Source organism: Rahnella ecdela (genome assembly GCF_019049625.1).
In the GTDB taxonomy this organism is placed as follows: Bacteria; Pseudomonadota; Gammaproteobacteria; order Enterobacterales; family Enterobacteriaceae; genus Rahnella; species Rahnella ecdela.
This window is the reverse complement of sequence record NZ_JAFMOY010000093.1, coordinates 1-19,799: the sequence shown is the minus strand read 5'-3', so window position 1 is coordinate 19,799 and position 19,799 is coordinate 1. Positions and strand designations below refer to the sequence as shown.

The window sequence follows — 19,799 nt, the reverse complement described above, 5'->3', positions numbered from 1 at the left end:
TCACAGCCAGCTAAGACTAAACAGTGTTGCCAGGCAGCTCAACGAGAGGCCAAGAAAAACGCTAGACTATGAATCACCCGCAGAGCGTTTTAACCAATGTGTTGCATCCATCGGTTGAACTCACAGCTCATAGCAGACCGTCAACTCCCATCTGCCTGTAAAACAGGCTCCCCCTGTGATTTTTTCCGTTTTTTCGGCGGTTCCCTTAAACTACACCGCATAGATTGTCAGATATGAGAAGAAAGATGCATTTGCCAGCTACAAGCTCTACAAAAACCGTTTATCCGTCGTCATTTAAAGAATGAGTCGTCCATTGTTTGTTTCTCTGGACGGGCCAAAAGGAGCCGGTAAAACCACACTGCTGGAGGCCATTGCGAAAGTACTCAGGGCCGATAGTAAGAAGGTGATCCGACTTAGCGAGAAAAAAAGTGATCCCTTCAGGGGCGATACAATGGCTCTCGTTAACCAGTCCGCCAGAAATCCCGACCTGGATTTGGAACGGGAGATTTGTGAGCGCCTGGCCGACAGTCGTGCATGGATTTCCCGGCATGTGCTGACTCAACAGCCACCGGACAGCATTATCCTGATGGATCGCTGGTACCCGTCGGACGCCGCGTTTCGCCGGAAGGTACCCTTTTCAGAGATTTTACAGCTCAACATTGATCGAAACGTGCGAGCGCCAGACCTGCATGTCGGGGTTGTGACTACGCCTGAAATTTCCTGGGCGAGGGCGGCGTCCCGGTCGCGCGGGCTGGGCAGTACGGTAATTCATAAAGTGGAAGAACATGTCGCTTGTACCCAGGCTTTCGAGCGGGAAGTTGCCAGTCACGGCTGGATTTTATGCCGTAATGAAGGAATGATTGAAGAAGCAACGATGCAGGTGATTTCTGAGATCTACAAAGTGCCCGGTTGCCCCTGAGTATCGTTTTTGGCATCAGGTGCGGTTTGAACTGCACCGGATGGCGGAGAGTAGTTCGGAAAACATCCTTTATACTATTTTTATACCAGTGCCTTTAATTTTTATGTTGTCTCTATATCATTTTAGTAATGCCTAAATTAATCTCATTTCATCGCCGGAAGGTATGAATGAAATATAAATATGAACCAGAAAAGTCAGTTTTTCTCATTAAAAAATTCATCTGATCTTCGCTGTTCATTTTCAAAGGTAAGTCAGAACGCTTTAGCAGAAACGGAATCCGGAAATAGCATTCCATTCACGCAAGAAGTGGAAAACTATTTGTTTAAATACCCGGATACAAAGCATGTTGATATTTATATTAATGATATCAGCGGGGTTTTCAGAGGGAAAAGAGTGGCTGTTGCTTCGCTTCATTCTCTGGAGAAAGGCGCATACTTTCCTCAGTCGGTTTATTCGATGGACAAAGAAGGTAAAGTCATGAGTGTCGAAGATAGTTGTCTGGCAGAAAATGAACCTGACAGGATCTGCGTTCCTGTTGCGGGCACATTACGACCGGGCGGTCATAATCCGGCTGAAAATGCGCAAATACTTCTTACGATGCAGGATGAGCAGGGTAAACCCTATGAGAACTGGAACCCCGCGTGATACTGACTGAGGTATTGAGTAAATTCCATGCACACGGCTTGTTCCCTGTCATTGCCCCTGAAATTGAATTCTATCTCGAAGATCCTCAGAGTCGAAATATTCAGAGTTCCGGATGTTTTCATCTTGCTGTACCGTCACAACATACGGTTTTTATTGAAGAGCTTGAAAAGCTGGCGACAATGCAGAATTTGCCGTTGACCGGTATTGTTTGCGAGGCAGAAGCGGGACAATTCGAATTAAATTTACAACACTCACAACGCGTAGTGGATATTTGTGAAAATATTCTGGCGCTTCGCCGTTTAACCAGTACCGTTGCTCATAAATATGGTTTTAATGCTAATTTCATGGCGAAGCCTTATTCCGGTATGTCAGGAAGCGGCTTACATTTTCATATCAGTCTGCATGATGTGCAGGGGAATAATATCTTCGCATCCACTGGTGAAAATTTAAATGAAATGATGCGCCTGAGTCTGGCAGGAATGCTTCATCTCATGCCTGCATCCATCGCGATAATGGCTCCTAACGTCAATTCTTTCAGACGGTTGCGTAAGAACCTGAATGAACCGCTTTTCAATTCATGGGGAGTCAACCAGCGGTCTGCCGCCTTACGTATTCCCTGTTCAGAGGAAAAGCATCGCCGCATTGAGTACCGGCTGGCAGGCGCTGATGCCAACCCTTATCTGGCGGTAGCGACGATACTGACCGGGATGCTGTATGGTCTGGAAAAAATAGAAGACGAGCCGCTGACGGATTTCACCACCTGTTCGCCTGTCTTGCCTTTATTCCAGCAGCATGCTCTTGATGAGTTTCGGCAAAACCCGTATTTAACCGCAGCGCTGGGAGAGGCATTTTCTAAACAGTGGATCCAAACCAGACTTTCAGAACTGGCACTCTTTGAAAGTATCGTCACGCCCGGAGAACACATTGTTTCTTACTGATTGTAAATTGCGCCAAAGTTACCAGTGGCGCTCTTTCCTTAAATTTTGGCTTCCAGAAACCCGATAAAAGCTCTGACCTTTGAATTCAGCGCTGATCGTTCGTTGACGCAGGCGTAAATATTCATGGGTAAAGACTCTGCGTCGCTGTCGCAGAACAACGGCGTGAGTCTTCCGTTGTCTATCAGCGGCTGGGCGATAAAGCTTGCCAGTCGCGCAATACCGCCGCCGTTTTCTGCTATTTTGGCAATGATATCAATATCATCACTGATAAATTGCGGATTGAGTTTGGCGTTAACCGGTTTTCCGTTAACCAAAAACGTCCAGGGCAGGAAACGTCCGTCGGTCGGATAGCGGAAAACCAGGCAAGCATGCTGGCTCAGTTCTTCGGGCGTTTCAGGAATACCCGCGTGCGCCAGATAAGTCGGGGCGGCGCAGAATATAAACGGCAACGAGGCTATTTTTTTGGCAATCAGCTGATCGTTAAGTTGTGCCTCGATGCGGATGCTGACATCGACGCCTTCCAACCGGTGATCGACATTGCGGTCGGTACTGATCAGCTCGATATCAATATCCGGAAATGACGCTTTGAAAGCAGGCATCAGTGGCGCGATAACGTACCGGCCAAATGCCGCGGTCGTGGCGATGCAAAGCGGCCCCTGTGGTTTGGTTTCAATCGCAGCAGCTTGCGAAGCGAGATCGATATCATGCGGAATATGACGGACTTTCTCGAAATACCGTTTCCCGCTTTCAGTTAACGTCATGCTGCGGGTGGTACGCGATATCAGGCGTACGCCCAGATGAGCCTCAAGTCGGGAAAGGCTCTGGCTCACCGCCGCCGGACTCATCCCCTTAACACGCGCCGCTGCTGCGATACTGCCGTTTTCCACCACGCGGATAAAATTACTGATCAGCCCCAACATATTCATAGTATTCTCGGTACCTTACTCGTCACTTTTACTTAATAATGATTAAAGTATAACCCCTCTACAACCATCACGGATAGCTTGTTAGTGTAGCCACTGTTTCGCAAATCTCTGTTTAACAGGATAATCAGATGACTGATGCAGTGACTAAAAATACCGCGCGGATCCGCTTTCCAAAACGCACTTCACCCTACATATTTGCGCTGTATATGGCGACTATTATGGCGTTTCTGATGAGTCTGGTGATCACCCTGGCCGAATTTGGTATGGGGCCGCATTACATGGAAAATGTGATGAATGCTTATCAGGTGGCTATGCCCGCGGCCTTTGTTTGTATACTTCTGGTACGTCCGGTGGTTATCCGGCTGGTGTCGTGGACGGTTCAAGGTCACTGAGTCATTAAATTCGCTATATTGTGACTGTTCAAAAAGGGCGGGCGGCTCAATTAAGCGTTATCAAGTTGCGCGTAAAACCTCGCCCTTTATGAACTGCACCCCAAAAGTTGGACACTAACTGTCTACGGAATCGAGGTCACTCCATTCAGGGCGGGAAGTATGTCAATAAGGGACGATAAGCGTACATGTCCCCGGGTCCCCCTGACAAAAAGTGCGCTTAACCTGACACAACCTTGACAAATAGATGCCCAGTCAGTAGTTTCATTTGCAATTAATGACCAGGCAATTATTATGCTCAATAGTTCAGCTCATACCGACGATAAATTTCATCTTGGTTTGCTTATTCACCTCGCGAACCAGTTCAAAGACCAGCTCATTAGTCAGTACTTTTCCGATGCGGACATCACTGCGCCACAGTTCAAGGTGTTGATTAGTATCCACAAAGGCTGGACAAGTCCCGTTGAAATCAGCAAAAACCTGGTGATGGATGCGGGGGCCATGAGCCGCATGGTCGACCGGATGGTGAAGCGGGAACTGATTGCACGCACCCCTAATCCGCAGGATAAACGCCAGGTCATTCTGACACTCTGTGATAAAGGCCAGGCCCTGTGTGATCGTTTTGAGAAAGATGCGCTGGACTCAATCATCGGCAAACTCACCGCACGCCTTACTCCCGGGGAATCCCGTTCACTGGTAGAACTCATTACAAAAATGCTCCCGGACGAGATCACCGCACCTCATCGCTAACTTTTTCAATAAAGGTCATCACAAGATGGAAACCACACCGGCACAACACGTCGAGCGCGGCAGTAAGCGCAAACGTAACTTTCTTATTTTGCTTCTGATTCTGGTGCTTGCCGCCGGGGGTATTCTGGCGTGGTATTTTCTCTACGCCCGTTTCTATGAATCGACTGACGATGCCTACGTTAACGGTAATCAGGTGACCTTGACACCACAGATTGGCGGCACGGTGACACAGGTATCGGTAGATGAAGGCGACTTCGTCGAGAAGGGTCAGCCGTTAGTTCTGCTTGATCCGAGCGATACCGAAATCGCCCTGCAACAGGCGGAAGCCAACCTGGCTAACACCGTTCGTCAGGTTCGCGGACTGTACAGCACGGCGGATAACTATCGTGCCCAGGTCGCGGCCAAAAAAGTCGCGTTGCAAACGGCGCAAAATGACTATGCCCGCCGTCAGAAAATTTTCACTTCCGGTGCTATCGCCGTAGAAGACTTGTCCCATTATCGTGATGCAGTCACCAGCGCGCAGAGCGATTTAGCCTCCGCGCAGGAAGCATTACGTACCAACACCGCGATGGTTGATGACACTGTTATTGACAGCCATCCGGAAATTAAAAGTGCTGTCGCCACGCTGCGCCAGCGCTTTCTGGACAACGCCCGTACCACCATCGTCGCACCGGTTAGCGGTTATGTTGCCAAACGCGCCGTGCAGCTGGGTATGCGGGTAGATTCTGGCACCACACTGCTGGCCATCGTGCCGCTTCGCGAAGTATGGGTGGATGCCAACTTCAAAGAAAGCCAGATGAGCACCATGCGTCTGGGACAAAAAGTCACGCTTAATGCGGATCTCTACGGCGACAACGTGGAATACCACGGCACTATAGAAAGCCTGGGTATCGGCACCGGCAGCGCGTTCTCTCTGTTGCCAGCCCAGAATGCCAGCGGTAACTGGATCAAGATTGTCCAGCGCCTGCCGGTACGCATCACGCTTGATCCACAAAATATGCAGAAGCACCCGCTGCGCGTAGGCCTGTCAATGAACGTTCGCGTTGATATCCGCGACGATGGCGGTCACCTGCTGCCGCAGAAAGCCGTTAGCACCCCACGTTTCACCACGGACGTGTATCAGAATCCGCTGGCCGAGGCGGATAAGCTGGTGGCTAAAATCCTTCATGACAACAGCAAAACAGTAGCTGCAGGCAGCCGCTAAGAGAGACGTTATGCAAGATAAGGCCGCGTATACACCGCCGAGCATGTGGCTGGCGGTGCTCGCACTTTCGCTGGCGACATTTATGCAGGTGCTGGATTCCACCATCGCCAACGTGGCGTTGCCGACGATTGCCGGTAACCTTGGCGTCAGTGCAGATCAGGGAACCTGGGTTATCACCTCGTTTGCGGTGTGTAACGCAATTGCTCTGCCGCTGACCGGATGGTTTACCCGTCGGTTCGGCCAGTTAAAGCTTTTTATCGGTTCAGTAGTGATGTTCACCCTGACGTCGTTCCTGTGCGGTTTTGCCCACAGCATGACCGAATTGATTATCTTCCGCGCCCTGCAAGGCTTCTTCGCCGGCCCGATGTTCCCGATGTGTCAGACATTGCTGCTGGTAATCTTTCCGCCCCTTAAGCGCAGCATGGCACTCGCGCTGCTGTCGATGGTGACGGTAGTTGCACCGATCGTCGGCCCCATCACCGGAGGTTGGATCACCGATAACTATTCATGGCCATGGATCTTCTACATCAATGTGCCCATCGGCATTTTCGCCGCTATCGTGGTCTGGACCCAGATGCGTGCCCGTGAAGAAACGACCAGCCATGTGCCAATTGACTACATTGGTATCGCGATGCTGGTAATGGGCGTCGGGTTGTTGCAGGTTGTTTTAGATAAGGGCAACGACCTCGACTGGTTTGCCTCCACGCAAATCATCATCATGACGGTTATTTCCGTGATTTCACTGGTGTCGTTTGTGATCTGGGAGCTGGGAGAGCGTCATCCGATTGTTAACCTGCGCTTGTTCAAAGACCGTAACTTCGCCATTGGCACGCTGTCGCTGACGCTCGGCTACGCTGCGTTCTTCGCGATTAATATTATCCTGCCACAGTGGCTGCAAACTCAGATGGGCTACACCGCGATTTGGGCGGGGCTCGCCGCTGCACCTATGGGCGTGCTGCCGTTAATGATGACACCAATTATTGGCCGCTATGCCAACAAAGTGGATCTGCGTATTCTTGCATCGCTGTCATTCCTGACTATGGGGGCATCCTGTCTCATCCGTGCGCAATTCAACACGGATGTCGATTTCCGTACCATCGCAGAAGTGCAGTTGTTCATGGGGATTGGCGTGGCGTTCTTCTTTATGCCGATTACCACCATCGTCCTGTCGAATCTTAACGGTGCAGAAATCGCCGAGGGTTCCGGTCTGGCGACGTTCTTCCGCGTACTGGGTGGGTCGTTCGCCTCGTCGCTGACCACCTGGATCTGGTCACGCAGGGAAGTATTCCACCATGCTAATCTGACCGAGAGCGTCTCCGCGTACAATCCGGCAGCAGTTGATTATATTGATAAGATGGGAGGTGCCTCGCAGCAACATATGGCGTTAATCGATAAAACTATCGAGCAGCAGGCCTACATGATGTCGACCATCGACTACTTCTGGATATTAGGCTGGGGCTTTATGGCGCTGATTGTGGTGATCTGGTTCACCCGCCCACCTTTCAGTCGTTCCGGTGCACCCGGAGCGCCGGCGGCAGGGCACTAATGGTTATCCCGTCGGGTCACTAAAGATGGCTTTTGCCATATTCCAAATAAAAATCCCTGGCCTGAGCCAGGGACGAGGTTATATTAAAAGACAAAAAGCTTACGCGACCTGATGCAGCTCCAGCCCGTGCTGAACCAGCAGTTCTACATCACCGCCGGTATGTTGATATACCTCATACTGAATGCCGCCTGATGTCACAGCACCAGCGTCCTGCCAGGTATCATGCGTAAGGTCTTCAATTTTCAGCTCAACCACATCCCCCTGGTCGCCGGTAATGGCTAACTGCTTATGGTCATCATGAATAAACAGATCAGAATGGGCTTCGCTCAGGATGTCATGCAATACCAGATGCAGTTTGTCCTGCTGGTTATTTGTCAGGTCTGCATGCACTGCCGAGTGATTATTTTCTGTCATGACCTGTGAAAGCAGCAGCGACCAGTGGTAACGGAGGACATCCGGTAGCCCGGGGAACTGCGATCGTTTCGTCCGACCATCCCGTTGCAATGGCCACAGCGACTAATGGCAACGGTGCGCATCCCGTCGCACGCACAATGGTTGTTGCAGGTTCAGATCATCCCCTACTGCGGCTGCTGTTACTGGACATTACTGACCGTCACGGGTCCTTGTTTGAGGACCTCTGGTGAATGTTCGAGTCAAGTTCAAGCTGCAGCGACTCATGCATCAGACGCTCCCGGAAACACTCCATAACTGCATTGCTCCTGCGTAGCCGGTCAGCATGCCACCACTTCCTTATCAACTGCGGCAAAATTCTCTCTTCCTGTTCCCCATCGTCTCGTTAAGCTTCGTCCTTTAAACAAGGAAGGATGTCAGGCTAAGATGATAACTCCCCGATAGCATGAATTAACTCGCTTAATACCTGATAAATCCCAAATTAAGGGCCTTAACAACATTGCCATATGCATATTTAATTCTATAATATTGTGTATTAAACGCATTATTTCAGGATAACTCACCCTATGATGGATTGGAGTCTCACCAAACCCGGCGAGGTTGTTAAACTGCTATGTGACCGGCTGCGCAAGGAAAGACTATCAAAGCAGATGACTCAGGCCGAAGTCGCTGCCCGTGCCGGCATCGGCGTGAATACCGTGTCGAATCTCGAATCAGGGAAGAATGTCGGGTTTGAAAATGTTGTGAGAGTTGCGATGGTGCTTGGTCGTTTCAGGGAACTGGAGGCACTTTTCAAGCCGAAAGTAGAGACTCTGGATGACATCCTCAGGTATGAGAAAAGCTTAAAACGCCAACGGATCAGAAAGAGAACTGACGATGCCGAATAAAATCGATGTGTACTATGAGGGCTGGGGTGAACACTGGCTGTGGGGAACACTGGTGTCCTCAACCGCTCTCACAGGCCGTCCGCTCATCATGTTCGAATACGGCGATGAGGCATTACGAAAGGGCCTGGAGTTGTCTGCGTATACCTTACCGTTGCGCGGTGCAAAACTAAGACAAGATTTTCCGCAGCATCAGTTAGGTTTACCCGGACCCGTTTATGATTCTCTCCCCGACGGCTGGGGGATGCTTTTGATGGATCGTTTATTCAAACAGCGGGGTTTAAGCGTAGCCCGGATCGGGCCGCTGGAACGGTTAACCTATATTGGTGCCAACGCCATGGGGGCGGTGTCATTCCAGCCGGCACAACCAGAAGCATCGGCTTTAAAAGAAAACATTCCGCTAACCCAGCTGGCCTCTGAAGTTCAGGAAGTTCTGGGTGGCGAAGGAGGGGCGTTTTTGCAGCGGTTACTGCAAATGGGGGGATCGCCTCAGGGTGCCCGACCGAAAGCGCTACTTTCCCGTGATCCGCTTTCAGGAATATTCACCACCCGGCCTGCGGCAGGACTGGAGAACTGGCTGATTAAATTTCCGGCAAAGCAGGAGCATCCGGAAGTGTGCGCCATCGAAGCAGTTTATTCGCAATGCCTGCGTATATGCGGCATCCAGACGCCAGACACACAGTACTTCAGTCTGCCGGATGGCCAGGCGGCATTCGCCACAAAACGTTTTGACCGGGAAAAGGGGATGAGGGTACCCATGCAAAGCCTTGCCGCTTTCACAGGTGCCAATTATCAGTCTCCGGGCGCACTCGATTACACGAATTTCCTTCGCGCAACACAGATGTGCACCAATGATGCCCGTGAGAAGGTGCTGGCTTTTGAGCGTGTAGTTTTCAATATTGCTTTCAATAACCGCGATGATCATCCGAAGAACTTCTCTTATCTGATGTCGCCTGACGGCTCATGGACACTGGCTCCGGCATACGATGTCACTTATTGCGAAGGGCCTGGTGGTTATCATCAAATGGATGTCATGGGAGAGGCGCTGGAAATTAACCGAAAACACGTCCTGACTCTTGCAAAGGAAGAAGCAGAATTAACGCCAATTCAGGCAAGTTTGATCATAGAGAAAATCTGCGATGCGGCGGCCGGTTTTGCAAACGTAGCGAAGGAGATGTTCCCAAAACAGATCACCGCTGAAACCCAGAAATCCATTCAGAATGACATCGATATGAACATCAAACGTCTGCTTAAATAGATGTAGCACTTCATAAGTATGAAATACGCTATTTTTATAATCTGATTTAGATTTGTTGTTTTGCGCAATCTGAGAAACGGCATAACCACGGTCAGTCATATCACGGCTGCATCTGCAAAGTTCCGGGGAAAGCGCCTCCCTGAAAGACCGGACCTTTGGGAAAAATCCATAACTGCTCCGCTTTTCGTGACAGAAACTATACTTTATTTTCATCAAGATAGTGACACTGGCAGGAGAGTAAATGACCCAAAACACCCGGCACTTTTCGTTAAAGCTACTGACGATAAATACGCATAAGGGCTTCAATGCGTTTAATAAACGCTTCATTTTACCCGAGTTGCGCGACGCGGTACGCACCGTCAGCGCCGATATCGTCTGCCTGCAGGAAGTGATGGGCGCGCATGAAGTGCATTCGTTGCAGGTGGAAAACTGGCCGGACAAAACCCATTACGAGTTTCTTGCTGACACCACGTGGAGCGATTTTGCCTACGGGCGCAACGCGGTCTATCCTGAAGGTCATCACGGTAACGCCGTGCTGTCTCGCTATCCCATTGAACATTATGAGAATCGCGATGTGTCGGTCGCAGGTAGTGAGAACCGGGGCCTGTTGTACTGCCGAATCGTGCCTCCCCAGCTGGAGTATCCTGTCCATGTGATTTGCGTACATCTTGGCCTGCGCGAAGCGCACCGTCAGGCGCAGCTCAACATACTTGCCGAGTGGGTTAACGCTTTCCCGGAGGGAGAACCGGTGCTGGTCGCGGGCGATTTCAACGACTGGCGGCAAAAGGCCAGCCATCCGCTTAAAACGCAAGCAGGCCTGGATGAGATTTTCACCCGTGCGAAAGGTCGCCCGGCACGCACTTTCCCGGTCAGTATGCCGCTACTGCGTCTCGACAGAATCTACGTTAAAAATGCCAATGCCAGCACGCCCGCCGCGCTGCCGCTGCGTAACTGGCGTCATTTGTCCGACCATGCCCCCTTGAGCGCGGAGATCCACCTATGAAAACAGCATGGCGGGAAGGAAATCACATCCAGCTTCTGGAAAATGGCGATGAATATTACCCGGCTTTATTTGACGCCATTGATCACGCTCAGAGTAAAGTGATTCTCGAATCCTTTATCTGGTTTGAAGATAACGTGGGTCGCCGTTTGCATGCGGTACTCCTGCGCGCCGCAGTGCGTGGTGTCGACATTCAGGTGCTGCTCGACGGGTATGGCTCGCATGGCCTGAGCGATGATTTCGTCAGCGAACTGACTTCGGCAGGTGTGGCGTTTCGCTATTACGACCCGCGGCGGCCACTGTTTGGTATGCGAACCAATCTGTTCCGGCGTATGCACCGTAAAATTGTTGTCATCGACAATAAGGTGGCGTTTGTCGGCGGGATTAATTACTCCGCCGAGCACATGTCCGACTACGGCCCCGAGGCCAAACAGGACTACACCGTGCGGGTAGAAGGCCCGGTGGTGGATGACATTTTAAAGTTTGAGTTGGAAAACCTGCCCGATCATGCGCAAACCCGTCGATGGTGGCAGCAACGTCGCCGCTATCATGCGGCCGAAAATCGTCATCCCGGTGAGGCGCAGGCGCTGTTTGTCTGGCGCGATAACGACGATCACAGTGATGATATTGAGCGTCACTATCTGAAAATGCTGTCCAGCGCAAAGCGCGAAGTGATTATCGCCAACGCCTATTTCTTTCCTGGCTACCGTCTGCTGCACGCCATGCGTAATGCGGCCCGTCGGGGGGTACAGGTGAAGCTCATTGTGCAGGGTGAACCGGATATGCCGATTGTCAAAGTCGGTGCGGAGCTGCTCTACAACTATCTGCTGAAAGGCGGTGTGCAGGTGTATGAATATCGGCGTCGTCCATTGCATGGCAAGGTCGCGCTGATGGACGCTCACTGGGCGACGGTCGGCTCGAGCAATCTCGATCCGCTGAGCTTGTCGCTCAACCTTGAGGCCAATCTCATTATCCATGATCGCGCGTTTAACCAGACGCTGCGTGAGAATCTCCACGGCATTATTGCCAATGACTGCCAGCGTGTGGATGAAACCATGGCCCCGAAACGCACCTGGTGGAATCTGGCGAAAAACGTAGTGGTGTTCCACTTCCTGCGTAAATTCCCGGCAATGGTCGGCTGGCTACCGGCACACACGCCAAGGCTTTCTCTGGTAACGGCGCCCGTACAACCCGAAATTGAAACGCAGGATCGGTTGACGTCAGAAAAATCGGAGGTGAAACCCTGATGTCCACATCGCATCCAAAGTGGCGTATGGCGAAAAAAATCCTCACCGGTATTTTCTTTATCGCCATAGCCGTACTGCTGGTGATTTATGCCCGAACGGTCAACTGGGAAGATGTCTGGAAAGTCATTCGTCATTACAACCGCACGTCACTGATGATGTCTGTGGCGCTGGTGATCCTTAGCTATCTGCTGTATGGCTGTTATGACCTGCTCGCACGCGCTTATTGCGGACACAAACTCGCGGCACGACAGGTGATGCTGGTGTCATTTATCTGTTACGCCTTTAACCTCACGCTCAGTACCTGGGTTGGTGGCATTGGCATGCGATACCGGCTTTACTCGCGTCTGGGTTTGCCCGGCGGCACCATCACCCGCATTTTCTCGCTGAGCATAACGACCAACTGGCTTGGCTATATTTTGCTGGGCGGAATCATCTTCACATCCGGTGTAGTAGAGATGCCTTCGCACTGGTATATCGACGCCGGTACATTGCGCATTGTTGGTATTGGGCTGCTGGCGATGGTGGCGGTTTACGTGTGGTGCTGTGCCTTTGCTAAACACCGCCACATGACTGTTAAAAAGCAAAAGCTTGTGCTGCCGTCGTTTAAATTCGCGCTGGCTCAGATGGTAATTTCAAGTGCCAACTGGATGGCCATGGGGGCGATAATCTGGCTGCTGCTGGGTCAGGATGTGAACTATTTCTTTGTCCTGGGTGTGCTGTTAGTCAGCAGTATCGCCGGGGTGATTGTGCATATTCCTGCGGGGATCGGCGTGCTGGAAGCGGTGTTTATCGCGCTGCTGGCTGGAGAACATACTTCGCAGGGCACGATTATCGCCGCGCTGCTGGCCTATCGCCTGCTCTACTATTTCCTGCCGTTGCTGCTGGCTCTGGTGTGTTATTTGCTGCTTGAGAGCCGCGCGAAGAAATTGCGGGCGAAGAACGAGAAAGCAATGGCAAAATGAGGCAGCTGGCAATGGCTTAGGTGCATGCTCCATGAAACTAAGCCATTGCGGGCACAAAAGTTGTTAACTAACTACCCAACATTCAAAAGCAAACATCACAAACAAAGTGCCATATTCACCGATGCCGCATTCAAGTATCGTGTCGGCCACTTATACATGGCAAAGAGCGAAACAGCTTTAAATGTGCGTTGGTCGCGCCCTTTGCCATCTGCGCCGTCTACCGTTACCCTTTCCAATGATACCGCCGGGCGATATTTCGTATCTGCCATGAGGCTACCCAGTGACTAACGGTAGATTTGTGGAGACCAAAATGTGCAGCGGTCCTTTTTATTCCGCCCTGGCCGGAGAGGTAATACTTCACGACAGCAATACGGAATTCCAGTGTGTAATTGGGCTTGCCCATAAATTGCACCTTACTCAGTTAGTGTCAACTTTTGGGGTGTAGTTCATTTAGGGCAGGGAGTATGTCAAGACGTTATCTGCATGGCATTTACCGGAGCAGGAAAGATGAAAATCGACTGGCACAGCGCATTACTGACACGTACCACGCTCGTGAATAAAGATTACAAGAACACCCAAAATGTCCGGCGTTTTATGACGGAGCAGTGCGGAGAAGATTTCCGGTTCGATCGTGATTTTATGGCCTGGATCCGTAATGGAATTCCTAAAACTCTGGGCGATGTGGCCGATGAGTGGAAGCGCAGTCAATAATCGCACCGTTACTCTTTAAAACACTGAGTCCTCGTTGCTGAGGACTCAGTTCATTTGTTGATCAGTTCATCCCGTTGAGCTTTTCCATCACTTCATCAGATAAATTCAGACGCGCACTGGCCAGATTTTCCTGCAAATGCACCGGCGATGATGTGCCGGGGATCAGCAGGATATTCGGCGAACGCCGGAGCAGCCAGGCCAGCGCGACCTGCATCGGTGTGGCCTGTAAGTCAGCGGCAACTTCATCGAGCTGCGTGGACTGCAACGGGGAAAATCCGCCCAGCGGGAAGAAGGGCACGTAGGCGATGCCCTGATTTGCCAGTGTGTCCACAAGCGCATCGTCATGGCGGTTGGCCAGGTTATACATATTCTGCACGCAGGCAATCGGCGTTAGTTTTTGCGCGTCCTCTACCTGTTTTGCCGTGACATTACTCAGGCCGATATGACGGACCAGGCCCCGTTCTTTCAGCTTGATCATCGCCTCCAGCTGCGGTTCCAGCGACCCTTCTTTCGGCTGATGGATATCCAGCATACTGCGCAGATTCACCACTTCCATTGCCTCAAGCCCCAGATTGCGCAGGTTGTCTTCCACCGCGCTGACCAGTTCCTGTGGCGTGAAAGCCGTTAACCAGCCGCCTTTTTCATCACGACGCGCACCGACTTTGGTGACGATGCACAGATTGTCAGCGTAAGGATGCAATGCTTTTTTGATCAGCTTGTTGGTTTCATGCGGGCCGTAAAAATCACTGGTATCAATATGATTCACGCCGCTGGCCACGGCATCGCGCAATACCTGAATCGCGCGGGCTTCATCCTTTACCGGACCAAAAACACCCGGTCCCGCCAGTTGCATGGCACCGTAACCCAAACGTGATAATTCGCGGTCGCCGAGACGATAAGTCATTGAAGGTTGTGACATGAGACTCTCCTTTATAAGTGTTCATTGATTGTAGCGGTGCGCTGGCTGTGCAACTATCCGGTTAAATCAGGACAAACTGTACGAGGTTTCGCACAATGCCGATGGATATCGCCCTGTTGCACGCAGTCGTTGAGGTGGCGAAAGCCGGTGGGTTTCGTGAAGCGGCGCGGGTCACAGGAAGTAACGCGTCCCGGCTAAGTGACGCGGTACGCCGTGCTGAGCAGCAGCTTGGCATCCGGTTGTTTAACCGCACCACGCGCACAGTCGTGCTGACCGAAGCCGGAAGGGCGCTGATTGAGCGGTTGCTGCCCGCCATGAATGAGGTGAATGCGGCACTGGATGCGCTCAACCGTTACCGCCACACACCGGGCGGCGTACTGCGCCTTAATGTGCCGGTCAGCGCCACACGGCTGGTTTTACCTGCGCTGGTGCCGGAGTTTTTGCGGCGTTATCCCGATATTCAGCTGGAAATTATCGCCGAAAGTAATGTACAGGATGTGTTTCGTGATGGCTGTGATGCCGGTATCCGTTATGACGAACGGCTGGAGCAGGACATGGTGGCGATCCCCATCGGCCCGAGGGTTCAGCGCTATGCTGCTGCCGCGTCACCGGCATATCTTGAAGCACAGGGCAGACCGTCGCATCCGCGGGATTTGATTCCACACCGCTGCCTGCGCGGGCGCTATGCCAGCGGCATCATGCCCGACTGGGAATTCGAGCGCGAAGGTGAATCGCTCAGCGTACAGGTAAGTGGTCCGCTGGTGGTCAGCGTCGGTGGGGCGGTAGATCTGGCGGTGGAAGCGGCGATCGCAGGGACGGGGATCATTTATCTGTTCGAAGAGTGGCTGCGGCCCGCTATCAACCGCGGAAAACTCGAGCCTATTTTGCAACCGTGGTGGCTATCGTTCTCCGGCCCGTGGCTTTATTACAACGACCGCCGCCTGATCCCCGCGCCTTTGCAGGCGTTCATTGATTTTGTGCGGGAAGATAATTTACGTCGTGAAACGTTACTCTGAAAAAGGCGTTTCCGGATGATAAGAAGAGGGCGACTGACCGGTGACGCGCCGGAACATGGTAGAAAACGACGAGCCGCTATCGTATCCCATAGACAGCGCGATATCACTGACCGGTTTTCCGGCCACTAATCCCGACAGTGCTACCAGCACACAGGCACGCTGCCGCCAGGCAGAAAATGACAGCCCGGTTTGTTGCAGAAAGTGGCGGCGGAAGGTGCTGGCACTCATAAATAACGCGTTTGCCCAGCGCTCAGCAGGATCATGAATGGAGGGTGCCGCTAAAAAAGCCTGACACAACGCCAGAAGCGGCGCATGTTGCGGCAGCGGAATTTCAAACTCACGGGTTTGCATCGCGGCAATTTCCTGCAACAGCAGCGCTACTAGCAGGCAATCCCGCGGGGATCCGTACAGAGGTTCCAGCTCAACGGCTTCAATCAGCAGTTGTCTGAGCAACGGGGAAACGGTGAGGATTTTACAACGATCACCGGATGACCATTGCCGGACGCTTTCCGGTTCGATATATAAACTGCGCGTAGAAACGCCGATAAATTTCACGCTGTGCGGCTCCCGTGCGGGGATCCACACCGCGTGCTGTGGCGGCACAATCCAGTTTCCCGAACGTGTCGTCACATGCATCAGCCCGGTGGCGCCGTAAAGCAGCTGAGCGCGGCGATGCCGGTGCTCAGGCAATACAAATCCCCCCGGATAGTCGTTTCCTACCGCCACGACCTCGCGGTCGAGATCCTCATAATCTTTGATATGAACGTTGCGCATAAAAATTGTCAGGCTGCCGGTTGACCGATTCGCAAGGGTAAATGAGCGCTGCGAAAATGGGAAGGGCGTGATGAAGCCGTTAATCTTGCCGCCTGACATTTTGCGGAGCGGGCATGTGAACGACATTATCATTATTCTTCTGGCGGGTTTTACCACAGGTATTACCACGGTGCTGTTTGGTTTTGGCGGCGGATTTATCGTGGTGCCTTTTGTGTATCACATTGTGGCCGCTGAGCCGGGATTATCCCAGCACGCTATGCACATCGCTGTGGCGACGTCGACCGCCGTGATGATATTCAATGCCGGATGGGCCACCATCCAAAGCGGGTGTGCCGGAAGATTAAACGCCGCCGTGTTGTTTCCGCTGGTGTGGTTTATCGCCGCCGGTGCGGTTGGCGGCTCACTGCTTGCCGGTCTGCTGAAAGACGAGGTGGTGCGCGTTCTGTTTATACTTTATCTCATCATCACGCTGGCGGATTGCGTGATGCGCAAAGGGTTTATTAGCCGGCCACAGGCAAGAAGATTATCCGGCACAACGGTTAGCTTTGGCGGTATTTTTATTGGCGTTGTGGCTGCGCTGCTTGGCGTGGGGGGCAGTGTGATGACCGTGCCGCTGCTGCGCCGTCATGGTTATGAGATGCGCGATTGTGTCAGCGCCGCGAATCCACTTTCCATCCCCGTGGCGGTGTGTGGCGCGGTGACCTACACCTTTACGGGGTGGCATGCGATCCCGGCAACGGGCTATTCAGGTTTCATCAGCCTGAAAATTTTAGTCCTGCTCACGGCGTCTGGTTTTTGCGGCATGTTGTTTACCCGACGGTGTATCCCCGCGGTGCCGGATGTTCTGCATGCACGGGTTTATGTCGCTCTCTTGCTGGCGGTACTGCTGGCGATGGCCGTGTGAATGTGACGGTCAGGTGTCAGTTCACTCAGCGGGACAGGATGCCAGAAACGTTGCCAGCGGCGATGCAGATACCGTCCGCCGCGCGCAATCGGGTGTCTGCTGAACCACAAAATGACGGCGAGGATCACGACAGCGACGGCTGGCAGGATAATATGCCATTTTTCCTCTCCGGTGCTGCCGCGTAATGCGGCCTCGCTGCCTGCGCCGCGGGCTGCGGCGATGTGGAATGTGGCTCCCGGCAGTTCCGCCAGCTGCCATTGCTGATGGTCGGTGTCCCACCATCTGAGCTGTACGGGTGGCAGCGTGACGGTACCTGCCTGCGAGGGCAGATAACGCAGCCGTTCCGTGCGCTCTGCGCCGTCAACATCGCCGCGTCCCTCGGTAAGCAACTGGCTCTGCGCAGGCAGACTTTGTGTTTGCGTACCCGGAATGGCGTAAAGCAGCAGGGGGATCTGGTTCGCCACAATGCCGCGGGCTTTCACGGTCACCGCCCGTTCTATCACATCACCAGCATGCAGCTGTTTGTCATCGGCGGCGTGGAATTGGGTGATTTTCTGGCTTAGTGTCAGATGGCTGGCAGGTAAAAACCGGTCGGGTTGTTTCGTGCCCTGTGGCCAGTTGACCGGTTTTTCAATAGCAGGGAGTGACACTGTCACCGGAGGCTGACCGGGAGAGGTCAGCGTCACTTCCGTTGCCGGAAAGCGCAACGTGCCCTGATCCCAGGCCATTACCTGACGTTCAAGACGGATACCGCTCCAGCTGGTACCGTCTTTGCGGCGGCTTAGCAGCTGATTAGGTAAAGGCGTGGTGAGCAGCGAACCGTTTTCAATGATGAAATCTGGCCACTGTGGCGGCGGGTTAAACCAGGTATCTGTCCAGAACGTGACAGCGACGCGCAGCGGCTGTCCCGGCACCACATTGTCGGGCGCGACCAGTTCGCGGGTGATATCCATCGCGGCGCGTGCGGGTAAAACTGTCAGCAGCAGGATCAGCATCAGGCCTTTCATGGCATGGTCTCCTGATGTGAGCGGTAGAGATTTTCCAGCAAACCTGCAGGGGAAACATCCAGATTGTCGTACCACTGGCCGATCTGCGGATCCGCACTGGCACCGGGCTGAATATCCTTCTGATTTACGCCCTGATTTTTCTTCAGGTCATATTTGATATCGTCGGGTTTATAGTCCTTTTCCTTGCCCTGTGCGGCCTGCCGGTCTCGTTCCTGCTGACGTAGTGTCATGATGATTTGAGCGATTTTAGCGCGATTATCCTGCGCCATTTTCCAGCCGGGATGCAGACTCAGCGCCTGATCGTAACTGTTGATCGCCTGCTGCCACATTTTTTGCTGCGCGTAGCTGTTGCCTGTCCACAGCAAAGCATTGGCGGTGGGCGGTGCCTGGCGAAACGCTGACGTGGCCGCGACAAAATTTCCGGCGCGATACCAGGCGATCCCCTGCCAGAGCGGATCCTGAAAACGTTCTGCCGCCTGCGAATATTGCCCTTTATCAAACGCCCTTTGTCCCTGCATATCCGGGCTTATCCATGCATCGCGCCAGCTGGCGTGACCCTGCGGCAGATACAGCATCAGCGGCAGCGCCACCACCAGCCAGCAGATCAGCTGACGGCGGCAAAACAGCAACAAAAGCAGCAATGGGATGATCAGCCAGTAGCCGCTGTTTTTCCAGTGCAGGTCGGCACGCGCATTGTTCTGCGCGGTCACTGACTGGCGGATATGACTCACGATCACCGAAATATCGCTGTCATCGCTGGTCACCAGTGTCACCGGCACACCGCCGTCGCGGGTCTGGCTGAAACGCTGCACATTCAGACGCGTATCAATGCCGCGTCCGTCATAGGCTTGGGGTAACGCGCCGCCTCGGGCGGTACCCGGTACCCAAATTTGCAGGGGAAGTTTCGAATCCGACAGCCAGCGGGCATCTTCAGCTGTGAGAGAATCGGCGATCAGCAGCAGATTACGCGGAGCAGCCGGGCTGGCGGGCATGTTTTTCTGCGCCAGTGCGACGGCTTCCCGCAGGCCGGATCCTTCGCCTTCCGGCAGAAGTGACGGCGTCTGCGCGTGCAGGAACAGCGAATAAAACGCCGGATCCCGCGTCAGAGGAGTCGTCAGCCAGGCCTGTGCGTTATACACCACCAGCCCGAAACGGGTGCCCGGCGTCTGGGCCATCAACTCCATGATTTTACTTTGCATACGCTGATGACGGCTGGGCGCCAGATCCTGCGCCATCATTGCCGGATCTTGTTGCAGGATAATCATCATGTCACTTTGCGGCGTCAGGGCGGCCGGTAATTCCCGTTGCCATGTCGGGCCGGAAAGGGCAATTATCCCCAGAGCAAGCAGCCACGGAAGGGCGCGGGTCAGGCGTTTTTGCTGCCCGATA

General features: G+C 52.9%; 22 protein-coding genes and 2 pseudogenes. 17 read left to right on the top strand and 7 right to left on the bottom strand.

All coding sequences use genetic code 11. The features are described 5' to 3' along the window. The 4 genes and pseudogenes from J1784_RS01145 to J1784_RS01135 form a co-directional block, all read left to right on the top strand. Positions 1-118: pseudogene (locus J1784_RS01145) on the top strand (IS30 family transposase); the annotation flags it as partial. A gap of 183 nt (positions 119-301) precedes the next feature. Then, positions 302-919, top strand: a complete 618-nt coding sequence (locus J1784_RS01140) for a dTMP kinase (protein WP_217147699.1) — start codon at positions 302-304, stop codon at positions 917-919. Positions 920-1,099: 180 nt separating this feature from the next. Then, a complete protein-coding gene (locus tag J1784_RS26695; RefSeq protein ID WP_338019887.1) occupies positions 1,100-1,564 on the top strand; it encodes a type I glutamate--ammonia ligase in 465 nt (154 codons plus the stop codon). After that, positions 1,561-2,502 carry a type I glutamate--ammonia ligase gene (locus J1784_RS01135; RefSeq protein WP_338019886.1) on the top strand — a complete coding sequence of 314 codons (942 nt, stop codon included), beginning with the start codon at positions 1,561-1,563 and terminating at the stop codon, positions 2,500-2,502. The genes J1784_RS26695 and J1784_RS01135 overlap by 4 nt, the downstream gene beginning before the upstream one ends. A gap of 38 nt (positions 2,503-2,540) precedes the next feature. On the opposite strand, the gene J1784_RS01130 is transcribed toward J1784_RS01135, so the two are convergent. Continuing rightward, positions 2,541-3,428, bottom strand: coding sequence for a LysR family transcriptional regulator (locus tag J1784_RS01130; protein WP_217147698.1), 888 nt, complete (start codon positions 3,426-3,428; stop codon positions 2,541-2,543). 128 nt (positions 3,429-3,556) lie between these two features. On the opposite strand from J1784_RS01130, the gene J1784_RS01125 reads away from it, so the two are divergent. The 4 genes from J1784_RS01125 (at position 3,557) to J1784_RS01110 (ending at position 7,317) form a co-directional block, all read left to right on the top strand. Further along, positions 3,557-3,820, top strand: a complete 264-nt coding sequence (locus tag J1784_RS01125) for a DUF2798 domain-containing protein (RefSeq protein ID WP_217147697.1) — start codon at positions 3,557-3,559, stop codon at positions 3,818-3,820. Positions 3,821-4,111: 291 nt separating this feature from the next. Beyond that, positions 4,112-4,567: a MarR family transcriptional regulator gene (locus J1784_RS01120; protein WP_217147696.1), complete on the top strand. Its 456-nt coding sequence runs from the start codon at positions 4,112-4,114 to the stop codon at positions 4,565-4,567. Between the two features lie 25 nt (positions 4,568-4,592). Further along, positions 4,593-5,771, top strand: a complete 1,179-nt coding sequence (locus tag J1784_RS01115; RefSeq protein WP_217147695.1) for an HlyD/EmrA/EmrK family protein — start codon at positions 4,593-4,595, stop codon at positions 5,769-5,771. Between the two features lie 10 nt (positions 5,772-5,781). Beyond that, the gene (locus J1784_RS01110; RefSeq protein ID WP_217147694.1) at positions 5,782-7,317 is read left to right on the top strand and encodes a DHA2 family efflux MFS transporter permease subunit; all 1,536 of its coding nucleotides are present in this window, start codon (positions 5,782-5,784) and stop codon (positions 7,315-7,317) included. Between the two features lie 99 nt (positions 7,318-7,416). Here J1784_RS01110 and J1784_RS01105 read toward each other — a convergent pair whose 3' ends face one another. After that, complete coding sequence (locus J1784_RS01105) at positions 7,417-7,731, bottom strand: hypothetical protein (RefSeq protein ID WP_217147693.1); 315 nt, start codon at positions 7,729-7,731, stop codon at positions 7,417-7,419. 563 nt (positions 7,732-8,294) lie between these two features. Between J1784_RS01105 and J1784_RS01100 the strand changes: the two genes are divergently transcribed. The 6 genes and pseudogenes from J1784_RS01100 to J1784_RS26345 form a co-directional block, all read left to right on the top strand. Then, entirely contained in the window at positions 8,295-8,615 is a 321-nt protein-coding gene (locus J1784_RS01100; RefSeq protein ID WP_217147692.1) for a helix-turn-helix domain-containing protein, read from the top strand. Next, the gene (locus J1784_RS01095) at positions 8,605-9,870 is read left to right on the top strand and encodes a type II toxin-antitoxin system HipA family toxin (RefSeq protein ID WP_217147691.1); all 1,266 of its coding nucleotides are present in this window, start codon (positions 8,605-8,607) and stop codon (positions 9,868-9,870) included. Before J1784_RS01100 ends, J1784_RS01095 begins: the two co-directional genes overlap by 11 nt. 241 nt (positions 9,871-10,111) lie before the next feature. Beyond that, a complete protein-coding gene (locus tag J1784_RS01090; protein ID WP_217147690.1) occupies positions 10,112-10,873 on the top strand; it encodes an endonuclease/exonuclease/phosphatase family protein in 762 nt (253 codons plus the stop codon). Beyond that, on the top strand, positions 10,870-12,117 hold the full coding sequence (gene clsB, locus J1784_RS01085) for a cardiolipin synthase ClsB (protein ID WP_217147689.1): 1,248 nt from the start codon (positions 10,870-10,872) through the stop codon (positions 12,115-12,117). Before J1784_RS01090 ends, clsB begins: the two co-directional genes overlap by 4 nt. Further along, positions 12,117-13,079, top strand: coding sequence for a lysylphosphatidylglycerol synthase domain-containing protein (locus J1784_RS01080; RefSeq protein ID WP_217147688.1), 963 nt, complete (start codon positions 12,117-12,119; stop codon positions 13,077-13,079). The genes clsB and J1784_RS01080 overlap by 1 nt, the downstream gene beginning before the upstream one ends. 72 nt (positions 13,080-13,151) lie before the next feature. Then, positions 13,152-13,349: pseudogene (locus J1784_RS26345) on the top strand (RNA-guided endonuclease TnpB family protein); the annotation flags it as partial. Here J1784_RS26345 and J1784_RS26800 read toward each other — a convergent pair. Next, the gene (locus tag J1784_RS26800) at positions 13,303-13,482 is read right to left on the bottom strand and encodes a helix-turn-helix domain-containing protein (protein ID WP_217147687.1); all 180 of its coding nucleotides are present in this window, start codon (positions 13,480-13,482) and stop codon (positions 13,303-13,305) included. The pseudogene J1784_RS26345 and the gene J1784_RS26800 overlap by 47 nt on opposite strands. 104 nt (positions 13,483-13,586) lie before the next feature. Between J1784_RS26800 and J1784_RS01065 the strand changes: the two genes are divergently transcribed. Continuing rightward, positions 13,587-13,790: a DUF6434 domain-containing protein gene (locus tag J1784_RS01065; protein WP_217147686.1), complete on the top strand. Its 204-nt coding sequence runs from the start codon at positions 13,587-13,589 to the stop codon at positions 13,788-13,790. Positions 13,791-13,851: 61 nt separating this feature from the next. Here J1784_RS01065 and J1784_RS01060 read toward each other — a convergent pair whose 3' ends face one another. After that, positions 13,852-14,709 (bottom strand): aldo/keto reductase family oxidoreductase, encoded by an 858-nt coding sequence (locus J1784_RS01060; RefSeq protein ID WP_217147685.1) that lies wholly within the window; start codon positions 14,707-14,709, stop codon positions 13,852-13,854. Between the two features lie 95 nt (positions 14,710-14,804). On the opposite strand from J1784_RS01060, the gene J1784_RS01055 reads away from it, so the two are divergent. Next, a complete protein-coding gene (locus J1784_RS01055; protein ID WP_217147684.1) occupies positions 14,805-15,725 on the top strand; it encodes a LysR substrate-binding domain-containing protein in 921 nt (306 codons plus the stop codon). Here the strand turns inward: J1784_RS01055 and J1784_RS01050 are convergent. Then, a complete protein-coding gene (locus tag J1784_RS01050; protein ID WP_217147683.1) occupies positions 15,717-16,499 on the bottom strand; it encodes an AraC family transcriptional regulator in 783 nt (260 codons plus the stop codon). The genes J1784_RS01055 and J1784_RS01050 overlap by 9 nt on opposite strands. Before the next feature lie 115 nt (positions 16,500-16,614). Between J1784_RS01050 and J1784_RS01045 the strand changes: the two genes are divergently transcribed. Continuing rightward, the gene (locus J1784_RS01045) at positions 16,615-17,403 is read left to right on the top strand and encodes a sulfite exporter TauE/SafE family protein (RefSeq protein WP_217147682.1); all 789 of its coding nucleotides are present in this window, start codon (positions 16,615-16,617) and stop codon (positions 17,401-17,403) included. Here J1784_RS01045 and J1784_RS01040 read toward each other — a convergent pair. Together J1784_RS01040 and J1784_RS01035 are read right to left on the bottom strand one after the other, a co-directional pair. Further along, entirely contained in the window at positions 17,358-18,410 is a 1,053-nt protein-coding gene (locus J1784_RS01040; RefSeq protein ID WP_217147681.1) for a BatD family protein, read from the bottom strand. The two genes, J1784_RS01045 and J1784_RS01040, sit on opposite strands and share 46 nt — an antisense overlap. After that, a partial coding sequence (locus J1784_RS01035) for a vWA domain-containing protein (protein WP_217147680.1) occupies positions 18,407-19,799 on the bottom strand: 1,393 nt, incomplete at its 5' end. The genes J1784_RS01040 and J1784_RS01035, both read right to left, overlap by 4 nt.

What these genes read in the sequence shown, in the direction of transcription:
- J1784_RS01040 (WP_217147681.1), bottom strand. Translation starts at nt 18,410, where the DNA reads ATGAAAGGCCTGATGCTGATCCTGCTGCTGACAGTTTTACCCGCACGC.
- J1784_RS01110 (WP_217147694.1), top strand. Translation starts at nt 5,782, where the DNA reads ATGCAAGATAAGGCCGCGTATACACCGCCGAGCATGTGGCTGGCGGTG.
- J1784_RS01140 (WP_217147699.1), top strand. Translation starts at nt 302, where the DNA reads ATGAGTCGTCCATTGTTTGTTTCTCTGGACGGGCCAAAAGGAGCCGGT.
- J1784_RS26695 (WP_338019887.1), top strand. Translation starts at nt 1,100, where the DNA reads ATGAACCAGAAAAGTCAGTTTTTCTCATTAAAAAATTCATCTGATCTT.
- J1784_RS01065 (WP_217147686.1), top strand. Translation starts at nt 13,587, where the DNA reads ATGAAAATCGACTGGCACAGCGCATTACTGACACGTACCACGCTCGTG.
- J1784_RS01060 (WP_217147685.1), bottom strand. Translation starts at nt 14,709, where the DNA reads ATGTCACAACCTTCAATGACTTATCGTCTCGGCGACCGCGAATTATCA.
- J1784_RS01105 (WP_217147693.1), bottom strand. Translation starts at nt 7,731, where the DNA reads ATGACAGAAAATAATCACTCGGCAGTGCATGCAGACCTGACAAATAAC.
- J1784_RS01090 (WP_217147690.1), top strand. Translation starts at nt 10,112, where the DNA reads ATGACCCAAAACACCCGGCACTTTTCGTTAAAGCTACTGACGATAAAT.
- J1784_RS01130 (WP_217147698.1), bottom strand. Translation starts at nt 3,428, where the DNA reads ATGAATATGTTGGGGCTGATCAGTAATTTTATCCGCGTGGTGGAAAAC.
- J1784_RS01080 (WP_217147688.1), top strand. Translation starts at nt 12,117, where the DNA reads ATGTCCACATCGCATCCAAAGTGGCGTATGGCGAAAAAAATCCTCACC.
- J1784_RS01125 (WP_217147697.1), top strand. Translation starts at nt 3,557, where the DNA reads ATGACTGATGCAGTGACTAAAAATACCGCGCGGATCCGCTTTCCAAAA.
- J1784_RS01095 (WP_217147691.1), top strand. Translation starts at nt 8,605, where the DNA reads ATGCCGAATAAAATCGATGTGTACTATGAGGGCTGGGGTGAACACTGG.
- J1784_RS01050 (WP_217147683.1), bottom strand. Translation starts at nt 16,499, where the DNA reads ATGCGCAACGTTCATATCAAAGATTATGAGGATCTCGACCGCGAGGTC.
- clsB (WP_217147689.1), top strand. Translation starts at nt 10,870, where the DNA reads ATGAAAACAGCATGGCGGGAAGGAAATCACATCCAGCTTCTGGAAAAT.
- J1784_RS01055 (WP_217147684.1), top strand. Translation starts at nt 14,805, where the DNA reads ATGCCGATGGATATCGCCCTGTTGCACGCAGTCGTTGAGGTGGCGAAA.
- J1784_RS26800 (WP_217147687.1), bottom strand. Translation starts at nt 13,482, where the DNA reads ATGGGCAAGCCCAATTACACACTGGAATTCCGTATTGCTGTCGTGAAG.
- J1784_RS01100 (WP_217147692.1), top strand. Translation starts at nt 8,295, where the DNA reads ATGATGGATTGGAGTCTCACCAAACCCGGCGAGGTTGTTAAACTGCTA.
- J1784_RS01120 (WP_217147696.1), top strand. Translation starts at nt 4,112, where the DNA reads ATGCTCAATAGTTCAGCTCATACCGACGATAAATTTCATCTTGGTTTG.
- J1784_RS01115 (WP_217147695.1), top strand. Translation starts at nt 4,593, where the DNA reads ATGGAAACCACACCGGCACAACACGTCGAGCGCGGCAGTAAGCGCAAA.